Annotated in this window: 21 protein-coding genes and 1 pseudogene; 7 read left to right on the top strand and 15 right to left on the bottom strand. The window is 35.8% G+C overall.

All coding sequences use genetic code 11. The annotated features are described in order from the left end of the window. Positions 1–4 precede the first annotated feature (4 nt). Complete coding sequence (locus N0O92_RS12230) at positions 5–850, bottom strand: fumarate hydratase (RefSeq protein WP_315614946.1); 846 nt, start codon at positions 848–850, stop codon at positions 5–7. A 267-nt stretch (positions 851–1,117) separates the two neighbouring features. Between N0O92_RS12230 and N0O92_RS12235 the strand changes: the two genes are divergently transcribed. Continuing rightward, complete coding sequence (locus N0O92_RS12235) at positions 1,118–1,792, top strand: GntR family transcriptional regulator (protein ID WP_315614947.1); 675 nt, start codon at positions 1,118–1,120, stop codon at positions 1,790–1,792. Between the two features lie 131 nt (positions 1,793–1,923). Here the strand turns inward: N0O92_RS12235 and N0O92_RS12240 are convergent, their stop codons facing one another. The 9 genes from N0O92_RS12240 to N0O92_RS12280 form a co-directional block, all read right to left on the bottom strand. After that, positions 1,924–2,685 (bottom strand): SDR family NAD(P)-dependent oxidoreductase, encoded by a 762-nt coding sequence (locus N0O92_RS12240; RefSeq protein WP_315614948.1) that lies wholly within the window; start codon positions 2,683–2,685, stop codon positions 1,924–1,926. A 22-nt stretch (positions 2,686–2,707) separates the two neighbouring features. Further along, positions 2,708–4,156, bottom strand: coding sequence for an NAD-dependent succinate-semialdehyde dehydrogenase (locus tag N0O92_RS12245; protein WP_396334504.1), 1,449 nt, complete (start codon positions 4,154–4,156; stop codon positions 2,708–2,710). A 58-nt stretch (positions 4,157–4,214) separates the two neighbouring features. Then, positions 4,215–5,054: an HpcH/HpaI aldolase/citrate lyase family protein gene (locus tag N0O92_RS12250; RefSeq protein ID WP_315614949.1), complete on the bottom strand. Its 840-nt coding sequence runs from the start codon at positions 5,052–5,054 to the stop codon at positions 4,215–4,217. Positions 5,055–5,200: 146 nt separating this feature from the next. Beyond that, entirely contained in the window at positions 5,201–6,478 is a 1,278-nt protein-coding gene (locus tag N0O92_RS12255) for a TRAP transporter large permease (protein ID WP_315614950.1), read from the bottom strand. Then, positions 6,475–6,966, bottom strand: coding sequence for a TRAP transporter small permease (locus N0O92_RS12260; protein WP_315614951.1), 492 nt, complete (start codon positions 6,964–6,966; stop codon positions 6,475–6,477). Before N0O92_RS12260 ends, N0O92_RS12255 begins: the two co-directional genes overlap by 4 nt. Positions 6,967–7,030: 64 nt before the next feature. Next, positions 7,031–8,062: a TRAP transporter substrate-binding protein DctP gene (gene dctP, locus N0O92_RS12265; protein WP_315614952.1), complete on the bottom strand. Its 1,032-nt coding sequence runs from the start codon at positions 8,060–8,062 to the stop codon at positions 7,031–7,033. Positions 8,063–8,101: 39 nt separating this feature from the next. Further along, on the bottom strand, positions 8,102–9,010 hold the full coding sequence (locus N0O92_RS12270; RefSeq protein WP_315614954.1) for a DUF7973 family transport facilitator: 909 nt from the start codon (positions 9,008–9,010) through the stop codon (positions 8,102–8,104). Positions 9,011–9,178: 168 nt separating this feature from the next. Then, the gene (locus N0O92_RS12275; RefSeq protein WP_315614955.1) at positions 9,179–10,267 is read right to left on the bottom strand and encodes an NAD(P)-dependent alcohol dehydrogenase; all 1,089 of its coding nucleotides are present in this window, start codon (positions 10,265–10,267) and stop codon (positions 9,179–9,181) included. A 116-nt stretch (positions 10,268–10,383) separates the two neighbouring features. Continuing rightward, the gene (locus N0O92_RS12280; RefSeq protein ID WP_315614956.1) at positions 10,384–11,817 is read right to left on the bottom strand and encodes an aldehyde dehydrogenase family protein; all 1,434 of its coding nucleotides are present in this window, start codon (positions 11,815–11,817) and stop codon (positions 10,384–10,386) included. 980 nt (positions 11,818–12,797) lie between these two features. Between N0O92_RS12280 and N0O92_RS12285 the strand changes: the two genes are divergently transcribed. Further along, the gene (locus N0O92_RS12285) at positions 12,798–14,024 is read left to right on the top strand and encodes an MFS transporter (protein WP_315614957.1); all 1,227 of its coding nucleotides are present in this window, start codon (positions 12,798–12,800) and stop codon (positions 14,022–14,024) included. Positions 14,025–14,266: 242 nt separating this feature from the next. On the opposite strand, the gene N0O92_RS12290 is transcribed toward N0O92_RS12285, so the two are convergent. From N0O92_RS12290 to N0O92_RS12300, 3 genes are read right to left on the bottom strand one after another with little or no spacing between them, the layout of a single operon-like run. Next, positions 14,267–14,608, bottom strand: a complete 342-nt coding sequence (locus N0O92_RS12290; protein ID WP_315614958.1) for a hypothetical protein — start codon at positions 14,606–14,608, stop codon at positions 14,267–14,269. Positions 14,609–14,621: 13 nt separating this feature from the next. Then, a complete protein-coding gene (locus N0O92_RS12295) occupies positions 14,622–15,314 on the bottom strand; it encodes an N-acetylmuramoyl-L-alanine amidase (protein WP_315614959.1) in 693 nt (230 codons plus the stop codon). A gap of 18 nt (positions 15,315–15,332) precedes the next feature. After that, the gene (locus N0O92_RS12300; RefSeq protein ID WP_315614960.1) at positions 15,333–16,049 is read right to left on the bottom strand and encodes an ATP-binding protein; all 717 of its coding nucleotides are present in this window, start codon (positions 16,047–16,049) and stop codon (positions 15,333–15,335) included. On the opposite strand from N0O92_RS12300, the gene N0O92_RS12305 reads away from it, so the two are divergent. Together N0O92_RS12305 and N0O92_RS23895 are read left to right on the top strand one after the other, a co-directional pair. Next, on the top strand, positions 16,048–16,764 hold the full coding sequence (locus N0O92_RS12305) for a LexA family protein (protein ID WP_315614961.1): 717 nt from the start codon (positions 16,048–16,050) through the stop codon (positions 16,762–16,764). The two genes, N0O92_RS12300 and N0O92_RS12305, sit on opposite strands and share 2 nt — an antisense overlap. A 91-nt stretch (positions 16,765–16,855) precedes the next feature. Beyond that, positions 16,856–18,021, top strand: a pseudogene (locus N0O92_RS23895) (site-specific integrase). An 80-nt stretch (positions 18,022–18,101) separates the two neighbouring features. Here the strand turns inward: N0O92_RS23895 and N0O92_RS12320 are convergent. Together N0O92_RS12320 and N0O92_RS12325 are read right to left on the bottom strand one after the other, a co-directional pair. Next, positions 18,102–19,058, bottom strand: a complete 957-nt coding sequence (locus N0O92_RS12320) for a TRM11 family SAM-dependent methyltransferase (RefSeq protein ID WP_315614964.1) — start codon at positions 19,056–19,058, stop codon at positions 18,102–18,104. A 404-nt stretch (positions 19,059–19,462) separates the two neighbouring features. Next, positions 19,463–19,642, bottom strand: coding sequence for a hypothetical protein (locus N0O92_RS12325; protein WP_315614965.1), 180 nt, complete (start codon positions 19,640–19,642; stop codon positions 19,463–19,465). 178 nt (positions 19,643–19,820) lie between these two features. Here N0O92_RS12325 and N0O92_RS12330 point away from each other — a divergent pair, with 178 nt between their 5' ends. From N0O92_RS12330 to N0O92_RS12340, 3 genes are all read left to right on the top strand, one after another. Then, a complete protein-coding gene (locus tag N0O92_RS12330; protein WP_315614966.1) occupies positions 19,821–20,282 on the top strand; it encodes a hypothetical protein in 462 nt (153 codons plus the stop codon). A gap of 27 nt (positions 20,283–20,309) precedes the next feature. Next, positions 20,310–21,242 (top strand): 3'-5' exonuclease, encoded by a 933-nt coding sequence (locus N0O92_RS12335; protein ID WP_315614967.1) that lies wholly within the window; start codon positions 20,310–20,312, stop codon positions 21,240–21,242. Between the two features lie 321 nt (positions 21,243–21,563). Continuing rightward, positions 21,564–21,689 carry a hypothetical protein gene (locus tag N0O92_RS12340; RefSeq protein WP_315614968.1) on the top strand — a complete coding sequence of 42 codons (126 nt, stop codon included), beginning with the start codon at positions 21,564–21,566 and terminating at the stop codon, positions 21,687–21,689. Positions 21,690–21,731 lie beyond the last annotated feature (42 nt).

Below are 21,731 nucleotides of genomic sequence, written 5' to 3' on the forward strand. Positions count from 1 at the left end.
TCTTTTATAATATACCTTCCTTATGTCGACTTGCATGACAATTTAAATTAATAGCAACTGGCAATGCAGCAATATGACATGGGGCAATTTCAATTTTTACATCTAATGCCGTCGTGTTGCCTCCCATACCTTGCGGACCAATTCCCAATCGATTAATATCTTCCATAAGTTCCTTTTCTAAATTAGCAATATCCTCAAGTTTATTTCTTTCTCCTATTGGCCTAAATAAGGATTTTTTTGCTAAATAGGCACATTTTTCAAAATTCCCACCAATCCCTATACCAACAACAAGCGGTGGACACGCATTGGGCCCTGCAACTCTAACAGTGTTTAAAATAAAATCTTTAACACCTTGCAGGCCATCAGATGGTTTCAGCATTTTTAACGTGCTCATGTTCTCGCTACCCCCGCCCTTCGCTGTCATGTGAATTGTTAATTTATCACCGGGGACTATTTCTACATGAATAACAGATGGTGTATTGTAACTTATAGATTTTTTCCTTGTTATAGGGTGTTCAACAATTGAATGTCTTAAAAAACCCTCCTCATACCCTTTGATCACTCCTTCATTTAAGGCATCATTCAGGTTACCACCAATAATTTGACACTCTTGCCCTAACTCAACAATAAAAACAGCAACTCCAGTATCTTGACACATTGGAACTCTTTCGTTTTTTGCAATATCAGCGTTTAAAATTAATTGATTCAATACATCCTTTCCAGTTTCAGAGATTTCATTACTTTTGGCTTCTCTAAACGCCTCTAAAACATCCTCACCAAGTTCATAGTTTGCTTCTTTACACAATTTTGCCACTTTTTCAACAATATCTTTATAATAAATTTTTCTCAAAACATAACCTCCATTACTTTTGACACATAGGGGGAAAAGGTAATATTCAAATCCTTAATTTATGGATATTGGATCCTGTATCTATAATAACATACACCGGATTTTTTTTCACTATTTATATATTTCTAATTAATTAATTATTTATTTTATTTCCACCGCATCTTAATAAATTCCTAATATTGAAAGTGGACAAAATACTTTGGATCCTTTATCCTTAAATTAAATAGCTTTAATATAACTTAATATCAGTTGAAAGGGTTTTTATATATGGGAGATAAAGTTAATTTACGTATTGATGATAGAGATACCCTGCATAATAAAGTAGTCAGTGTTTTAAGAAAAGCCATTCTTAAAGGCGATTTCAAACCAGGCTCTAGACTAGTTCAATCTGATCTCGCAGATTCTCTTGGTGTTAGTAGAATGCCTGTGAGAGAAGCACTAAGAAAACTTGAAATTGAAGGATTGGTTACTCTTGAGCCACATCGTGGTGCAATAGTTAACTCTATTCAGATTGACGACATATTAGAAATTTATGAGTTACGTTCACAACTTGAAAAAATGGCTGTTGAACAAAGTGTTAAACTTTTGAATGAAGAGGATTTAATTGAGCTTTCATCTTTAGTTGACGATATGGAAGAAACTGATTCTGTTGATGTATTCGTCGAAGCAAATATTAACTTTCATAGATTACTTATTCATCGTTGTCCTTGGAAGCGTTTAACTACATTCATTGAAACTCTTTGGAACGGGTTTGCACAAGAAACACCGCAAGTTATTTCTGGACAAATGCAAAAATCAAATAAGGAACACCGTGAAATTCTAGAAGCTGTAAAAAATAAGGATGAAATTATGGCCGCTCAATTAATGGCAAAGCACATTAATAGAACAAAGCTACATTTGGTCGAAGCAATAAAGAATCAGAATAATGAAGATAGGATCTAAAAAGCGAAAGGAGGTTATCACTCCTTTCGTTTTTTTGTAATAATACATTTAGGAATTTATTATTTAAAAACGCTAGGAAAGTTAATTTTCCTAGCGTTAAAAATAAGTATAAGATCATATTAATAAATGGTTTAAACGCCACGACCACCATCTATATCAATGAAACTACCAGTTACCATTGACGCATCATCGGAAGCTAGGTACAAAGCAGCTTTTGCTACATCGTCAGCCGCCGCGACTCTCCCAAGTGGAATTGATGAAATAAACTTGCCTTTTCCACTCTCATATTCTTGGTCACCAATAAAAGCTTTGAGCATTCCAGTTTCTGTAGCAACTGGATTTATTCCCACTACACGGATACCATACTCTGCCAATTCCAAAGCCAATGATTTAGTTAACATGATTGCGGCTGCTTTAGATGCTGAATATATACTATGCCCAGGTCGGGTTCTAACACCCATAATTGAGGCTGTATTAATGATAACCCCTGTAGATTGCTTTTTCATATATGGAATTACAGCTTGTGAGCCCCATAACACTCCTTTTATATTTACATCTACAATTAAATTTGTTAACTCTTCAGATACTTCTTCAGTTTTAATTGCTGGCATACCAACTCCAGCATTATTAAATAATACATCAATAGAACCATATTTTTCATAGACACGATCTATAATAGCAGTCACTTCATCTTTTATTGCAACGTTACAAACTGCTTCAATTGCATTTCCACCATTTGACACGATTAAATCTACTGTTTCAAGTGCTGGTTCCTTATTAATATCAGCAACTACTACGTTTGCTCCCTCCTTCGCAAACAGAAGTGCTGATGCTCTTCCCATTCCTGACCCTGCTCCTGTAATTACAACCGTTTTCCCTTCAAATTTCTTCAATATCTTCACCTCTATAATTTTTTTAAATTCCGATAGAAACATACTTAGTTTCTAAGTACTCTTCTAACCCTTGGTGACCACCTTCACGTCCAATACCACTTTGTTTAATTCCTCCAAAAGGAGCCTGGGCAAGTGATACAAGTCCGTCATTTATGCCTACGATCCCATACTCTAACTTCTCATATAGTTTAATTGTTGACTTTAAGTTTTCAGTAAACGCATAAGCAGCTAGCCCATAATCTGTGTCATTAGCCTGTTTTATGGCATCATCAATGTCATCAAATCCAACTATTGGTGCTACAGGTCCAAAAGTTTCTTCAGACATTATTATCATTTCATTGTTAATGTTACTTAAAATAGTAGGTTCATAGAAATATCCGCCTTGATATTCTTCAACTCTTTTTCCACCACAAACAACTTTGGCCCCCTTTGCAACTGCATCCTCAACATGTCTTTGGACTTTTGTATATGCTGCTTGATTAATAAGAGGCCCAATTTTTGCATCCGACTGATTACCAATGCCGACCTTTAACTTCTCCACTTCATTTCGTAACTTATCTATAAAAATTGGCATAATTGAATTCTCTACATAAATTCGGTTAGCACACACGCACGTTTGTCCTCCATTACGGAATTTCGACAATATAACACCTTCTACAGCCTTGTCGAGGTTAGCATCTGCACACACGATAACTGGTGCATGTCCCCCTAATTCAAGCGATACCTTTTTTACTGTGTCGGCTGCCCCTCTCATTAACTCTTTTCCAACAGCTGTAGATCCAGTAAACGTAATTTTTGAAACTCGTTTATCTTTTAACCACGTTTGTCCAATGATTTTCGGATTCCCTGTAATAGCATTAATTACACCTGCTGGTATACCAGCTTCCTCTGCTAATTTTACTAGTTTCAAAGCCGTAAGAGGAGTTACTTCAGCTGGTTTAATCACAGTAGTACACCCTGCGGCAAGTGCTGTTGCAATCTTTTTCGTGAACATTGCTGCAGGGAAGTTCCATGGTGTGATAGCAGCAACAACACCAATAGGCTGTTTTATTACCAATATCCGTTTTTCTCGTGAGGATGCAGGAATCGTTTCTCCATAAATACGTTTTCCTTCTTCGGCATACCAAGACACAAAACTCGCCGCGTAATGAACTTCACCAATTGCTTCTGAATATGGTTTACCTTGCTCTTCTGTTAAAATCGTTGCAATCTCTTCTTTATTTTCAATAATTAATTGAAACCACTTATAAAGTAGGTCAAATCTTTCCTGTGCTGTTTTTTCTGACCACTCAGGAAAGGCTTTACTTGCAGCATCAATCGCCATTTCAGCTTCAATCTCACCTGCATTTGGTACTCCAGTAATTACATTGCCAGTACCGGGATTAATTACATCAAATGTCTCTCTAGAAAAAGCAGATATCCACTCACCATTTATATACAATTTATTGAATTTCAATTTTTGTGTATTCATTTATTCCTCAAACCTTTCACGTTAGATTCATTCATTATTTAAAAACTTATTAAACTAATTAAATAATAGATAGTATTTCCTTTGCTCTCCGATAAACTGGATAATCAACTAATTTATTATCAACTGAGATGGATGCTACACCTTGTTTTTCTGCTTCTTCGAAAGCGGATACTATTTGCTTTGCCTCTTCTATTTCCTCTTTTGAAGGCGAAAACACATGGTGTACGGTTTCAATTTGTTTAGGATGTATAATTAATTTTGCTTTAAACCCAATTTGTCTAGCAAAATCAGCTTCATTTTTTAATCCTGACTCATTATTTAAATCAGGAAAAACGGCATCAATTGGACCTGCAACTCCCGCCGCCTTTGAAGCGATTACAATTTGTGAACGAGCAAACAGTAACTCATAACCATTAGAAGTAAGCTGACAATCAATGTCTAAGGAAAAATCAATTGAACCAAAGGCTAATCTTGATACCATCTCATCAGCTGTCACAATTTCATAGATAAATTGAATACCCTTCGCTGACTCAATTAACGGAATTACCTCAAAGTTATCTGTGATTTTCTTTTGCTGAATCTTATTACTCACAATTTTAATATCCATTTTACTTTCTGCCTTTGGCAAAACAATACCTGAAGCTCCATGCAATAGTGCACATTCAAGATCGTCTTCCCAATAAAGAGTAGATAAATCATTAATTCTAACATAAATTGGTTTTTCATCCTTGAACTTCTTTAATGCTTCTATAGCTAATAATCTAGCATTTTGTTTTTCTGATTTTGCCACCGCATCTTCTAAATCTAGAATAATACAATCAGCATCCGAATAAACTGCTTTTTCAATAACTTTTATTTTGGTCGCTGGCACAAATAAGTATGAACGATTAATCTTCAATATTTTACACCTCCCACTAAGGATACTGGATCCAATAACAAAGAAAGAAGCCGCCACTCTCTATAACTCCATTAACATTGTATCCTGGATACAATGTTTTTGTAAATAAGTTTCCTATTATATTCTTACTTTATTTATCTATTCACTTATTTCATTAAAGACGGCAACCATGTTGACAATGTTGGTAAGTAAGTAATTATCATCAAGTTTATTATTAGAATTAAAAGGAAAGGGAGGATCGCCTTACTAATATCAACAATTTTCATATTTGAAATTTTAGCAGCTACAAACAAGTTAATCCCTACAGGGGGAGTAATATATCCAATTGAGAGATTAATTACCATAATTATCCCAAAGTGAACTGGGTCTATCCCAAAACTAAGTGCAATAGGTAGTAATAAAGGTACAAATATAAGTATAGCAGCCGTTGCATCTAGAACAGTACCCGCTAATAGTAAAATTAGATTAATTAATAGCAAGAAAATAATTGAATTCGTAGTGAAATTTGTTATGAAATTTGCTATTAAATCCGGTATACCTACCATACTTACGAAAAAGCTAAATAACCCAGCTGTTCCGATAATAATCATAATAACTGATGTTGTTATAGCGGAGTTCTCTAAAATCTTCATTATTTCTTTTAATTTGATTTCCCTATAAATTAACAATCCAACAATAAGTGAATAAACTACCGCTATTACCGAGGCTTCTGTAGGTGTGAAAACTCCTGCATAAATTCCTCCTAGCACAATTATAGGCATTAATATAGCCCAAAATGCTCCTTTAAATGAACTCCATATTTCAGTTACATTTTTTCTTTCAACTCCATGATACCCCCTCTTTTTAGATATAATGTACGCGGTTATTAAAAGCGATATAGTAATTAGCAACCCAGGAAATATCCCAGCCAAGAACATATCGCCAACTGAAGTCTGTGCACTCACTCCGTACAAAATCAGTGGAATACTTGGTGGAATAATTACTCCTAGCGAACCAGAAACTGCTTGGTTAGCACTTGCGTAACCAATATCATAACCTTTAGCAATCATAGCAGGGATGAGTATTGAGCCTATTGCAGCAGTAGTAGCCGCACCTGACCCCGAAATAGCAGCAAAAAATAAAGAAGTTATAATAGCTACCATTGCCAATCCGCCTGTTGCATGACCGACTAGAGATGTGGCAAAATTCACCAAACGTCTTGACATCCCCCCAGCTTGCATAATTACGCCCGCAAGAATAAAAAATGGGATAGCCATAAGTGGAAAAGAGTTTAAAGACACAAATATTCTTTGAGGCACAGACGTTAATGGTAGTGTTTCCCCAAGTGATAGGCCTATAACAGTTGCTATTCCTAAACTAGTTGCTATTGGAACACTTAAGAATAGAAATAGTATTAAGGAAAAAAAGAAAATCGCTATCATCATGTATCACCCACTTCAACGAAAATCTTTATTATTGAGTTTATCGTATTCAAGATTACAAAGATTGCCCCCACTGGAACTGATACGTATGCCCAAAACATCGATATACCTATACCTGGTGCTGTTTGTATAGCTACACCTTTTGCTAGTTCCCATCCATAGAAAACAAGAATTGAAAAAAAAAGGATTGAAATACAATGGACAACTACCTTAATTAATTTTTGTAGTTTTAAAGAAACGCTATCAGGTAATATTTCCACCGCCATTAACTCTCCTCTTTTCGAAGCAATCCCCGTACCTAAGAGAATTAACCAAACCATTAAGAATCGAGAAGCCTCTTCTGACCAAGCTAAGGATTGACCACTTACAAATCGCGCATATACTTGCATAGAAATAAAAATAACCATTAATCCAAGCATTATAGCAATCGTATAACTTGCAATCTTGTTAATTATTTCAATACATTTTAAGTACGAGCGTAAAACAATCATTTTTTTATCTCTCTCCTTTCTTTAAAATTAAGGGTGGTATAAAAAAATACCACCCGGGTTTGAACTAATATTCGTAATTTCTAATCATTTCAACTAGTTCTTCTCCAAATTGAGGAGCCCATTTTTCAAAGATTGGCTCAACAGCTTCTTTCATTCCCGCCAGGTCTGGTGTCGTAATTGTGACACCCATTTCTTTATATTCTTCAGCAATTTCTGCTTCCATCTTTGCTGCTTGTTCTCGTTGGTACGGAACTGCAATTTTTGCCGCCTCAATAATAGCATCTTGATGTTCATTAGATAAAGAATCAAATTTTGCTTTGCTCATTAACAAAGGCATTGCTGAATACGTCTCTTGTATTGTAGAAATAAATTGACCAACTTCTTCAAATTTCCCATCCTTTATTACTGAATAGGGATTTGAAAACCCATCAATTACTCCTTGCTGCATACCAGTAAATACTTCAGGCCATGCCATGGGAGTTGGATTTGCACCTAATTCTCTAAATGTATCTATCTGCAGTTCATTCTCCTGAACACGAAGTTTTAACCCTTTTAAATCTTCTACCGTTTCAACTGGATGTGAACTATTAATTAATGTTCTAAATCCATTCTCCATCCAACCTAGTACCTTTATGTTCGTTGCAGCCTCAAATTTATCAGCTAGTTCAGTGCCAATTTCACTGTCTAACACTTCATGCGCATGTTCGTGGTTCTCAAATAAGTAAGGCAAATCTAATAATGCAAGTTCACTAACAAATGAGCTCATTGGTCCTGCTGTTGTAACTTGTAAATCTATATTCCCAATAGACATTCCTTCCATTACTTCACGCTCTCCACCTAATTGGGAATTCGGGTAGACTCTCACTGTAACTTCATTATTTGTTAATTTTTCTACTTCCTCTTTAAATTTTAATGCACCTACACCAAAGTGGGATCCCTCGCTGAGACCAATTGATAAACTTAGTTCAATAGACTCACTTTCTGAAGCGCTTTCATTTTGATTACCAGACACTTCATCCCCACTTCCACAGGCTGTAGTAAACAATAACAGACTTCCTAAAATTACTGAACTGAAATACTTGTTCATTTTCCTCATAGTTTAGATAACCCCCAGTTTATAAATGTTTAAATTATTTTAAAACAACACCGGAAAGACAAACATTATTATTGTTGTTGTAATCACTATTGAGGTACTTGGTGCATCAAAATGCGTGTCCCCATGGTTGTGAAATACTCTTGCAATAAACTCTCCAATGAAGCCTCCAATTACACCGAATAGAGCACCTATGAAAAGATCACCTGTTGCTAAAACAGCATACGAAGCAGGTAATGCAATGTGATGCCAAACAGGCCCAGATCTGTCTGTATTTAACGCTATCAAAGAAATTGCTGCTATTGCCCAGCCAATTAATGCATTTTGATATACAAGGGTAAGAGCGGCAGAGCCTAAACCTAAAGCAAAGCTCAAAAGGAGCAAAGGCAGGAAATTTCTCTGCCATGGCAACCAAACTTCAGTTTTTTCTGAAGCAAGCATAAGCCCCCATAGATTTGATGCTTTCATTTTTTCTTTTAATGGTTCGTCTAATGTGCCAAATAATCCTGATTTACTTAAGAACAATCTAGTTAGAAGGCATGCAAAAACGATTGTGAGTGCAATGTTATCAGTCGGAAGTGCTAATCCTGAAGCAAGTTTAAAAAATATCCAACATAATGAACCAGTAATTCCACCTACAATATAAACACTGATATCATTATATTTAGATAATGGCGTTAACACATCTTTTCCACTTGGCATATGTCCCTTTAATTTTGCATATTGCGCCGCAGCAACCCCAGCACTAAAGGTAATATGTGGCCCTAGAAAAGGACCAAATGCAGAATTTAATAACAACACGTCTGTAAACTCTGGACCCACCATCACATTTCCAGAAATACTTATTAATACTAACAATCCGGCGATAACAAAGGGTAAAATCCCTCCCATTGCAGCACCAAAAACTCCTGCACAAAATGATACTATAATATCTATTAAAGTAATTCCCATAAGAACTCTCCTCAGAATATTCTTTATATTAAGAAAAAAGTATTCCGCCAATTTTCACTATAAAAGGTGTACCCCTCTAATTTATTGTTAAATATAATGACTTCATGGGGTGCATTCAACCAATAATTTTAATTTAAAATATTGAATTCTTGCCAAAAGTAATATCTTTTACTCAAATGTAACTACTGGCTTAATTGTCTTACCACTTTTCATGTCTTCTATAGCTTGTTCAAGCTGTTCAAACGGGTATTTCTTAATAAGTTTATCGAATGGAAACTTACCTTTTTTGTAGTAATTGATTAGCTTTGGAATAAAGACAGGCGGAATAGAAACCCCCTCAGTTACTCCAACAATGGTACGATTCGGTAAAACTAAATCATCATGAATATGGATCGATGCTTCTCCACCTACACCCACTACTGCAACCGTCCCTCCTACAGCTAAACATCTTATAGATTGAAGAACAATTGCAGGCACAGCAGTAGCCTCAAACGCATATTGTGCACCATTTCCTGTTATTTCATGAATTTCACTGACAACATCAACTTCTTTCCCATTTAGGGTATGTGTTGCACCTAACTCTTTTGCTAATTTTAATCTGTCTTCATCGATATCAACTGCGATAATATTTTCACACCCTAATAAATTTGCTGCCATAATTCCACTTAAACCTACACCACCACATCCAAATACTGCTAAGCTAGTTCCAAACTCTGGCTTAAGTTTATTTAATATTGTTCCAGCTCCCGTTTGAATTCCACAAGCTAATGGTCCTAAAATTGCTAAATCTACATCTTTATCAACTTTTACTAGATTGCTAACATGAGCAATTGAGTACGTCGCTAATGATGACTGACCAAAAAACGTCGCCACTGGAGTTTCCCCTATGGAAAGACGAGTGGTTCCATCCATCATCGTTCCTCCATAATTAAGAAGTCCTAGATTCTCACAACTACTTGGTTCACCATGAGTGCATGTATTACAAGTACCGCAAAAAGTAAATGAGACAACTACATGATCTCCTTCTTGGAAATCTGTTACTCCTGGTCCAACTCTCTCAATCACCCCAGCTCCTTCATGTCCTAGTACAATAGGTAAAGGCGTTGGAACAACTTGATTTGAAACACTCAAATCTGTATGGCATATTCCTGTTCCAACCATCTTTACTAAAACTTCGTCCCCCTTTGGTTCTGAAATTTCAACATTATCTAAACGAATACTACCTTTTTCTTCAACTAACGCACTTTTTATTAACATTCAAACCCCTCCAATTTAGATATTGCAACCATAATGTATACTGTATCCAATCTAACCCTAAAAAAAATATACTGCATGCTTCACACACGACTATGTGAAGCATGTTATTCTAGAAATTACTTTTTAAACATATAAACCTTTGTATTGGTAAACTCAGCAAGTCCATCCAGCGAATTTTCAATACCGAAACCTGACTGTTTATGACCTCCAAATGGAATGTGAGTTCCGTGAATATGAATTTCGTTTACCCATACCGTCCCGCTTTCAATTTTACGAGCTAATGATTTAGCAAACTCAACGTCTTTTCCCCAAACAGAGCCCGCAAGACCAAAAGGAGTGTTGTTCACTCTTTCAATGACATCATCGTAATCATTATATTTTAGTACCGGTAGAATCGGACCGAACGGCTCTTCTTTAACAATCCTAGAATCCTCTGGAGGGTTGTCGACTATAGTTACCGGAATGAAATACCCAGGTTGTTCATCATCAACTTCTCCTCCCAATGCTATATTTAAATTAGTATCCTTAATGTCCTCCAAGATATTTTTAACTTTTTCATATTGCATTTTGTTTTGGATAGGACCTAAGTCAGTAGATGGGTTATTACCATTCCCTACATTTATCGACTTCGCAAACGCTACCAACTCATATAAAAATTCATCATAAATTTCTTCATGAACATATAATCGTTTAATCGCGATGCACCATTGACCGCTATTACCATACGCTGCCCAGAATAAATCTTCTACTAAAGATTTTGGATCTGCATCTGGCAAGACAATCGCTGCGTCATTTCCACCAAGCTCGAGAGTTATTCTCTTTAAATTTGTTGATGCACTTGCCATGACCTTTTTCCCAGTAGCCGTTGATCCTGTAAAACTAATTTTATTAATATCTGGATGCTCTGTAATCCATTGTCCCAATTCATTTCCGCCAGATACTACATTTAATACACCATCTGGAAAAACTTCACGTGCAATCTCTCCAATTTTCAAAGTACATAGCGGTGTGTAGGGTGAAGGTTTCATCACCATTGTATTACCAGCCATAAGAGCAGGTACAATTTTCCAAACACCTAATAAAACCGGAAAATTCCAAGGTGTTATGGCACCTACTACTCCAAGTGGAGTATAGTGCTTTTCAACAACATGTTGTTCTGTATCTTCAATAATTTCCAGGTCCAGCCTCTGCTGAGAAACTTCTTTACACCATTGAATAGACATATCAAGTTCAATTTTAGCCCCCGAATGGCGAGGCTTTCCTTGCTCCAGTGTTAATAAACTCATTAACTCCTCTTTATATCTATCAAGTGCTTCTCCAAATTTATAGATATACTCTCCTCTTTCATCGGGAGTCTTATTAGACCAAGTCTTAAAAACTGTTTTTGCAGATTGAACGGCTTGTTCTAAATCGTCTTTGCTTGCTTCGGGCACACTAGCAATTATCTCCTCAGTTGCTGGATTAACTGCATTAAAAGTTTGCTCTTTAACTACTGATTTCCCGTTAATTGTCATTGTAAAGTCTTTGTCAAATGCAATTGTTTTTATCATCTTAACCCTCCGTTTGAATGCGTTTTCATTGAATGATAGATTCATAATCACTCAATATGATATCCTGTATCCAATATTAAATCAGGATTTTCCATATGTCAATTAATAATTTTACTTTTCTGTCTTTTTGAATCGACTTTAATTAGAGAAATTGTAATTTTAGAGCTCACAATGTAAAAATAGCAACACAACTAAAATAGCAACGGTTTTATTTGTGCCTCATATGGCTATTAGCTGGTGGGCAAATAGAATTAGGTCCGTGTAAAATATTCACTCACAAAACTTCTAAACGTATCAACAACTTTTACTGGAAAATGATCATTTTTCCAGGCACCCCAATATTTCGATAACACTCTATATCAGAAACAGGTGAAAATTTAATATCATATTGTAAGCCTATTGACTTTGGTATAATTCCTATTCCTAATCCAGCGAAACTAACGCAACAACCGTCGAACCTCCTGGCCTTCAAATGATAAATTGGGGATAAATCCTCTTTGTTGGCATAATTTATTCTTAGTGACCTTAGCCCTGTACCCCTCTTAAAACCAATGAAAGGCTTTACAATAAATTCTTTCAATTCAATAGTTGCTTTTTCTGCCAAATAATTGTGATTAGGAACGATAACGTTATCTGAAGTACCCAAAAGTATCTTTTCAGTTATACCAAAATTCAGCAAGTGAACTAATGGAACAATTAAGAGACGGTTTTATAGATTTGTGTTGAACCACGGATTCAGAAATACCTCAATATTTAGATTGGAGAGAACTATTTACTGAACAACTACCTCTTTAAAAAAAACGGTACTCCAAGTTCCTTTCCAATCTTTGAATCGCTCCGCTTAACTCTGGTTGAGACATGTATAGTGTTCAGCAGCTTTTGTAAAATGTTGAAGTTGTGCTACTCTATGTTATTATATTCTAGCTGTTATTAAACTATCTTGGTAAGATTAATTTATTAAATTTAGGGTGTTGGTTAAGTTGAATTATATACTTGATAAAATCAATAAAAAATATCGTAACAATAGAATAATTGTGGCATTGTTTTTAGGTAGCTTTGTAAGTTTTATGATTCTATATTCTTCACAGCCCCTTTTCTCAGTTTATACCATTGAATATGGAGTTAGTCCAGCTACGTCAAGTCTTACTTTGTCTGTGACTACTGCTTTTCTGGCAATTACATTACTACTGATTTCTTTCTTCTCGGATTACTTTGATAGAAAAAAACTTATGTTTATATCATTATTTTCATCTTCATTTCTATGTATCTTAATATCACAAAGCACCAACTTCTCAACTTTACTGATTTTACGAGCTCTTCAGGGTATAACTTTAGCGGGTTACCCTAGTATTGCCATGGCTTACATCAGTGAAAATATTGAAAAAGAGAAAACAGGACTCATTATGGGAATTTATTTAAGTGGAACGGCAATCGGTGGATTAGGAGGAAGACTAATCACAGGGATATTGACAGATTTATTTTCTTGGAAATTCGCTTTTCTAATAATTGGTCTATTCAGTTTATTAATAAGTATGTGGTTCTTTTTAAATTTACCTAAATACCACATTCCACAAAATACTATATCATATAATAAAATGAAAAGTGCCTTCATTCTTCAATTAACAAACTATAAAATACTCTGTCTTTTTGGTCTCTCCTTTATTCTGATGGGGTGTTTCGTTACGGTATATAACTACTTAGGTTTTTTATTAATCTCACCACCCTTCAACTTAAATCAAGCTACGATTGGTTTTGTTTTTGTGATTTACCTTGTTGGTTCTTTTAGCTCTACTTTTATGGGTAATCTTAGTAATAATATTGGCAATAATAAAGGCGTATTTTCAAACATCCTACTAATGTTAGTAGGTTTAATGCTAACCTTAATGAATAACCTTTTTATTATTATCATCGGGCTTGCCATATTTACTTTTGGTTTTTTTGGAAGCCATTCAATTGCGAGTAACTGGGTAGGCAGCCTTGCTACTAATAAGTCCCAGGCTTCCTCTCTTTACCTCTTCTTTTACTATCTTGGTTCTAGTGTAATTGGAACAAGTAGTGGCTTGGTTTGGAAACACTTTCGGTGGAATGGGTTAGTTTTGACTATTAGCATTTTAATTATTTTTGCTATGATTTTAGTATTATTTCTATCCATAAATAATACCTCGTCGAAGCAATTTTTTACAAAAAAAGTGATTGAAACAAAGTAAATCTCTGTATAACTTTAGAAAACTTTTTAGAGTTTTCTAACTAAAACACTTGAAATCAATTTGAACCTTGACTCATTATCTATTTTTATAATTTATATTGAACATTTTCTAGTGAGTTAAATAACCGTCCATGCTATCTTGCCAATACGCTCCTTACAATATAGTAAAAGACAATCCCCTTTGTTTAAAGGATTGTCCCATTAATTTAAGATTAATTCAGGATTAACTTCCTCCCTTCTAAACTAAAACCTAAACTCCTGCTCCACCACCTCTCCTTCCTCAATCATCCCATCCTCAACAACAAGAGGCACATCCACCACTTCCCTCTTTCTACCTTTCCCTTCATTCCCCAATATAGCTGCAACTGCCTTCTTCTTCGGCTGCATATCAAACAAACTCATCTGAGCCGACTCAAGCGTCACATGAACAATCTCATCCGGCCGAAACCGGCGTAACGCTATGAAATTTTCATTATTCAACTCAATATCCCCCAAAATAATACGCACCGACTGATTCCACTCATCCTTCGCTATCTTGTTTAAGATCTCAATCTTCTTGATACTCGCTTTTAAAACTGATCCCATTCCCTATTCCTCCTTAGTTAACTTGCTCTAATTCAATTCGACTTGCAGTGCCTAGATGTTGACCTACCTTGCTCAATAGATTATCCTTTTCTCCAAATGCTCCAACCTGCTTGCCATTCACTAGAACTCGGTATAACGAGCTTGTAGAAGCTACTTGCTCCTTTACTTTGCTCAGTTTTAACAGGCGCTCTAATCCATTTACATGGCCTACAGCAATCTTTTTCAACACCTTAGCATCGGCTAGCATTCTTGCATCCTCTTTATTATCAATAAACAGATTTTCAGTTAAAATAGCTGGCATCTTAGTTAATCTCAGAACCGCAAAATTCCCTTTTTTCATCCCACGGTCTCTTACATTAAGTTGTGCCATAATTCTAGAGTGAATCGTTTGCTGGAATTGGATCGTTTTTTGCTGTGCGTTGGGATGGATATATGATTCAAACCCTGTACCTCCACTACCATTAACGTGAATAGATAAGAAATAGTCTGCCCCCCAGGCGTTAGCCAATCTTGCTCGTTCTTCAAGGGTGAGAAACACATCAGAGTTGCGCGTCATCCTTACTTGAACATCAAACTCCTGCAGTAACGAATGCCTCATGTCCCTTGCAATGGCAAGAACAATATCCTTTTCCTTTAATCCATAACCTACTGCTCCCGGATCTTTCCCACCATGTCCTGGGTCCAACATAATTTTTATCTGACTCATCTTTTCCACTCCTTTTCGTTAACTTCTGAATTGTCGTAAACGGTAATCATCGCCTTTAATTGTCACTACTTCACATTGCTGCATCATTCGTGAAAAGTTCCGTGCTCCTACTTTCTCCTGGAGTTCTCGACCATTTAGGTTGGTTGTGTAAATCGTGTTTTTTCCAAGGCGACTATCAACCACTTCAAACACTTTTGCTATCGACCAGCTACCACTATGATCCGTACCGTGTTCTGCTCCAATATCATCTAGAACTAAACAATCTGCCTGTTCTAACACGCTTAGAAGATCATCTTCTGCAAGCTCACTATTTTTCTTATAAGTCGCTTTTAACTTGGTCAATAGCTTAGGCACCGAGATAAAGATTCCGGTATGACCTTTACCTAATAACTCCTTAAGTATGGCAGCAGCTAAATGTGACTTCCCCAACCCATAACTACCGGTAAGTAAAAGGTTTTTGGGGTGGTTAAACGAAAAGTCCGCTACATATTGCATTGCTGTTTTCATCCCTCCTTCCTGGCTTGGATTGGTAGGAAGATAGGTCTCAAAACCTACTTCTCGCAAGTCTGAGTTGATCAAACTGTTCTGGTCAAAGACATCAAACAGTCGCTCCCTTTCTCTTAACTTTTTTAGTTCCTTTCTTCTTTCTAGCACCTGTGATTCAATCGCTTTGTCCTCACATCTACAACCGTATTTCATCTCGAGACTTTTGCCTTTATCAGGTCCGAACGGCATGACTATCCGCCTAACGGTTACCTGTTCTTCACAGCCTTTACAAATCACTTTTGCGACAATATTAGAATCGGAAATCGTATCCAGTCTATACGCGAAAACTTACGCAAGTCAGCAAGTATTGGAACGCTTAAAGAGGAACCTTAGTCAAGCGCAACTCGGAGAACTGTTAGGGGTCAGTCAAGTATCTATTGCATCGTATGAGGGTGATGAAAAAATTCCTCGTCCCAATCGCCTCAAAGAAATCTCATCGTTGTTTAACCTCTCACCAAATGCGCTTTTAGGTCACCATTCTTCAGCTCCAGAAATCAAAAAGATTCATGGGGTGATACGTGTGCCAGTCATTAGGAAAATATCAGTCGATAATTTTATCGACGCAGAAGAAAACATTATCGAATATACTTACATTCCAGATGACAGCAAATATCGAGAGGGTGATGTTTTCATTCTCGAAGTCAATGGAGATTCAATGGAAGGAAGAAGTCGAATTTGCAAAGGCGACCGCGTACTCGTTCAACGACAAGATGATGTGGAGTCAGGAGAAATTGCTGTTGTTTCTATTAACGGTGATGATGCAAGTCTAAGGCGTGTTACAAAAACAGAAACTGGAGAAGTTATTCTGTATCCAGACAACTCCAAATACGAGCCAATGCTCGTCCGGGATGGAAATGCAAAGATTTACGGGAAAGTTGTGCAGGTTATTTTTGAACCATTGTAAAATAACCTGTTTTTTCTTTACTTGAAAGGAGGTGAGCTATTTTAAAGGCCTTTTCTTTTCACAGAACTATATATAGAAAGGAGAATACCCAATGAAAGGCTATTTACGTAAAAGAGGTAACAAATGGTCTTTTACAATTGATATTGGGATTAACCCAGCAACAGGGAAACGTCTACAAAAAACAGTTAGTGGTTTTAAGACAAAAAAAGAAGCACAAGCTGCTTGTTCTGAGATGCAGCAAGCCATTAATTCACAAACTTTCGTAGAAGAAAGTGTAAAACTTTTTAAAGACTTTGCGATGAAATGGTTGGAAGATTACTCAGAGTACTCAAAGGTTAGCTCAGTTAGAGTTCGAAAACAAGAATTAAACAGAGTGTTAAAATATCTTGCGTATGTCAAATTAAAGGACATAAACGGCCTTACCTATCAAAATGTACTTAACGAGCTCAAAAACAAAGGCTATTCTTACAACTCTATCCTAGGAACTCACACAACAGCTAGAATGATTTTTAAAAAAGCAATGGAAAACGAAATTATCAAAAAGAACCCACAGAATTCGCAAAAATTCCTCGCAGAATAGAATCAGTTGAAGATATTGAAAATAAGAATCAAGAGTTAAAATTCATGGAAAAACATGAACTCGTTCTCTTTCTAAATGCAGCAAAAAATAAAGGTTTATATCTAGATAGCATTATTTTCCACATGCTAGCCTACAGTGGAATGCGGATCGGAGAACTTTTAGCTTTGAAGTGGAAAGATATTAATTTTCAAGAATCAACTATTTATATTACAAAAACACTATTCAATCCTAAAAATAGCTCAAAAAAGTTTCAACTCCTCTCCCCTAAAACAAAAGGTTCAATCAGAAAGATTAAAATGGATGAGAGTACCATGAATCTCCTTAAGAGACATAAACAGGAACAGAACAAATATAAAATGTTAGTTCGGGATCAATACGAAGATCTAGACTTTGTTCTGAGCAAGCGAACAGGTTATCCTGAAGTTCATCAAACAGTCATTGTTCGTATGAAACGACTTTTAAAATTAGCCGGTATTAACCGTCAGTTAGCTCCCCACTCTCTTAGACATACTCACACATCTCTTCTTATTGAAGCTGGCGTTGGGTTAAAAGAAATCCAACAACGCCTCGGCCATACAAACATCAATACAACTATGGATATTTATGCTCATTTAACCGCTGATATGGAAGAAAAAGCTTCCCACCAGTTCAGTGAACTTATGAAAAACTTGTTCTAAACTATTTAATAAATGTGGTCAAAATGTGGTCATGCACCATATCTGCTATAAATAAAGCTATTCTAAGATATAAAAAATAGTTACACGCATACAAGAACTTCCCTCAAAAACGTTCCTTTTTTCGCAACGCATCGGTCAACGATTTCAAAGCCAGACGCCATAATCACTGAATCCATAGGCTCGATCGTAACGACAACGAGTTTTTTTGAAAAGCGGCGAGCGTTTTGAATCATTTCCAGTTTTTCTTGCGATGTTATCACAGAACAAAGATTATAAGGCATATCAATAATAGCCACGTCGTAATCTCCTGATACCTCTCGAACATCTCCTAAAGTCACTTCTCCCTCAAGTCCGAAAAATGCAATATTTTCTCGGGCTCCAGGGATGACTAAAGGATTCAGGTCTCTGCCGACGATATTGATTCCCATTGAAAGAGCTTCTACCAGAACCGTACCTATTCCGCAACACGGGTCAATTAGTTTTACTCCCGATGGATACGGTGCTGCAATATTAACAATCGCCCTTGCAACACGAGTACTTAACGCTGTTGAGTATTGAGCGGGTTTGCTTTGGTGCTGTAACCAGATGGCTTTGCTTTTATGATAAATACCAAGTATCCATTTATCCTTTACTTTTATAATCCCTAGTAGCAACTCAGGATTATGCAAATCAACTACTCCTTGAATAACAGATCCCACTTTGCGTTCGATCTCTCGTCTCTTTGAAAACTCCACTTGTTCTTCGTTCCGTTGATTAGTTTGTTTCACAAATAGAACTTTGAATGTTTTGCCTTGCATTTGTAAAGCTTCTGCTTGCTTCGTTAACCCTTCTAACGTTTGGTTTTCATATATTTTATCTAATCTCGCCTTCATGAAAGGACTTCTACTTGGATTTATTTTTTCATGGCTTTCTATTATGAAAGAATCGGTATCCCTTCCGAAAAATGCACGCATTTCCAGCTTGCATAATAAGCGCTCGTCCTCACGATATGAATACATGTATAAGTACGTACTTTGTTCTTGCCTGTGTAAAGTCATTAGGTTTTCATCGTCCTTTGCTGTTTCTATATGTCTTCTTATTATAAGTGATTATCTTTAACGTTGCTGAAATAAATAAACACCTTTTAACAAGGTGTTTTCAACTTATTACATGTTCATTTGTTTTGGTCATTTCCTTAATAATTGTACGAACATATTGTCCTGTAGTTTCAATTGTGTCTGTATTCGTGATCATAAACGAAAGATGATAATCAAAGTCAGAGAAATGAATAACATATTTAACTAACTCATGCGCGTCTTGTTTTACGTATGTATAGTCTACTTCATAACCGTCAATTTGTATGAGCTCTGGATGTGTAATTGCAAAAACCCTCCTTAGTAGATACGTGTTAGCTATTTTCTTAAGGGTTATTTTAGATAACGTTGTTTTGTATCAGAAACTCTTACTTTCTATATGTATGTTTTGCTGAACCTGAAAATGGATTTGTTTTGTATGTAAGATCTTCTTTTGCTTCTTTTTCTTCAAAGCTAATCCACTTACCTAATGATGAAAAAAGCCAAGCAAAACAACCAAATATGATCAGACTACCAAGTATGATCATAATTAACATTAATTCATCCACACTAAAACCTCCATTTTTAAAAATACTTCGTTTATCTTAACACAATAAGAACAATAATTGTCGGAAAATTCAATTTTTGTGTATTATAACCAATTCGCACCTTTGAAATAGTTAATTTCTATATGAGATTGGGTAAGTCCTCCTTACTTTGGGGAAAATATGCGTGAGGAGGTTCCATATGAGAAACGTTATAGCCGTATTTGTCCTTGTTATCCTATTAAACCCCATTCAAATTTATGCACAAAACGATTTTGTAGAAGTATATGATATTGAAAAAGATAAAATTGTTAAAACCATCCCTGCTAGTCCATCAGTATTATCAGAAGCTGAAATGTATTTAGAGCATATAGATGACATTTATAAGAAATTTAGACCCATGCCCCGAAAAGGTCAGTTAATTCGAGTTCCTTTCGATTCATCTGTACAAATTACAAATAATTGGATGAATTCCTCAGTAAACGAAGTTATTTTTATCATTCCTAAAAATGACTATCCACTTTTGTTAGTTTTTAACGAGGAAAAAGACCCATATTTCTTCACTTTCACGTTAAGTATGGATCATCTATTAGATAAGATAAGCGACAAAAATGAACAGGTGGAAACAATTGGTCCTTTTCTCCCCCTTCAACCTGCCTTATAATTTCCTGTTGAAGGAGGGGATTATAAAATGGCAGAAGTAACTCAATTTGTCTTCTTTGACTTTGAAATGCTATGTTCCGAAAAAGGAATGACGTTTGAATCAATGGAAGCGATAAGATTAGGTGCTGTAAAATATAACATAAAGACAGGACAAATTACAACGTTTGATCAGTATATCAAACCAAAGTCTAACCAAAGTCTAAGTTCTTTTTGTAAAGAATTAACTGGAATAGATGATGCTCATTTAAAGAAAGCAAGTTCATTTAAAGTTGTATTTGAAGATTTTTTAACTTGGGTTGGTGGGGTCAAAAAGTCTCGTTTCTTTTCCTGGTCCCCGAGCGATATAAGTCGCCTACGTATAGATGCTGCTGAACACTCTATCCCAGATGGAACAATTACCAAAATCAATAAGCGTTACGTTGATTTTCAGGCAATTTTTTCGAAACGTGTGTCCAAAACAAATGCCTCTGTTGAATCGGCATTACGTATGTATGGTCTCCCGTTTATTGGAGAAAAACACAACCCGATGTATGATTCATATAATACTCTACGTATATATTTGAACTTTTTAAATGAACCTATAGAATCAGATTTACTCATGTTAAAGCATTTTATTTTTGATGATGAAGCGTATTCGGTAACTCGAATCAATCAACATCTTACAGAAAAAATCAATCATGACCTATCTACCCTCATTGGAGAGCGCGATGTTTTTCACATGAAAGATGCTCGAAAAATGTTAAAAAGAACGAGAAACCTAGTGAATAAATACAACAATATTCTTATTAATCGTTCAGGGTTATTTAGTAAAGAAAACATGTCACTAGTTGATAAGCTAACGTCGTTTTATCATGAATTTTTAGGTTGTTTTGAAGAACATCATTCTTATTCGTCCAAAGTCATTATTTTAGATGATTTTGCAGTAAAACGAGTAAGCCACTTACAATTGAAGCAAGGATAATGGTCCTGCTTCATACATAATTCTAATCAATATTTATATATCATATATCCCACATAAACAACTACCCGTTACTACCGAATGAGTAAATCTACGTATTGAGTCCCCTATCTATTACTTTTGTTATCCTATTCTCATCCCTTTGTGATTTGTTAATAAATCCAATGAAGAAATACATTCTATATCTTAAGTACTATAATGCATTCATCGTACATATTACTGCTTTAAAAGAAAAATTTAAGGTGTGTAATGCCCTACATAAAACCTCCTTAAAAAGTGAATGATAAGCTTGTCATGTATACTATTAAAAGGAGTGATAAGCAAATGAGTAAGCGTTCTAAATCAAAACGTAACATGATCGAAAGCAAAGATGCTGTTCAACCTAGTACAGGTGAGGAGCGAATTACGATCTCTAAGTCCAATAGAGAGTTGCAAGACCGAAAAGATTAAGTTAATAAGCCCCTCCTCGGAGGGCTTCTAACATTCCCCTTT

Source organism: Alkalihalobacillus sp. MEB130 (assembly GCF_032335535.1).
GTDB lineage: Bacteria > Bacillota > Bacilli > Bacillales > Bacillaceae_D > Halalkalibacter.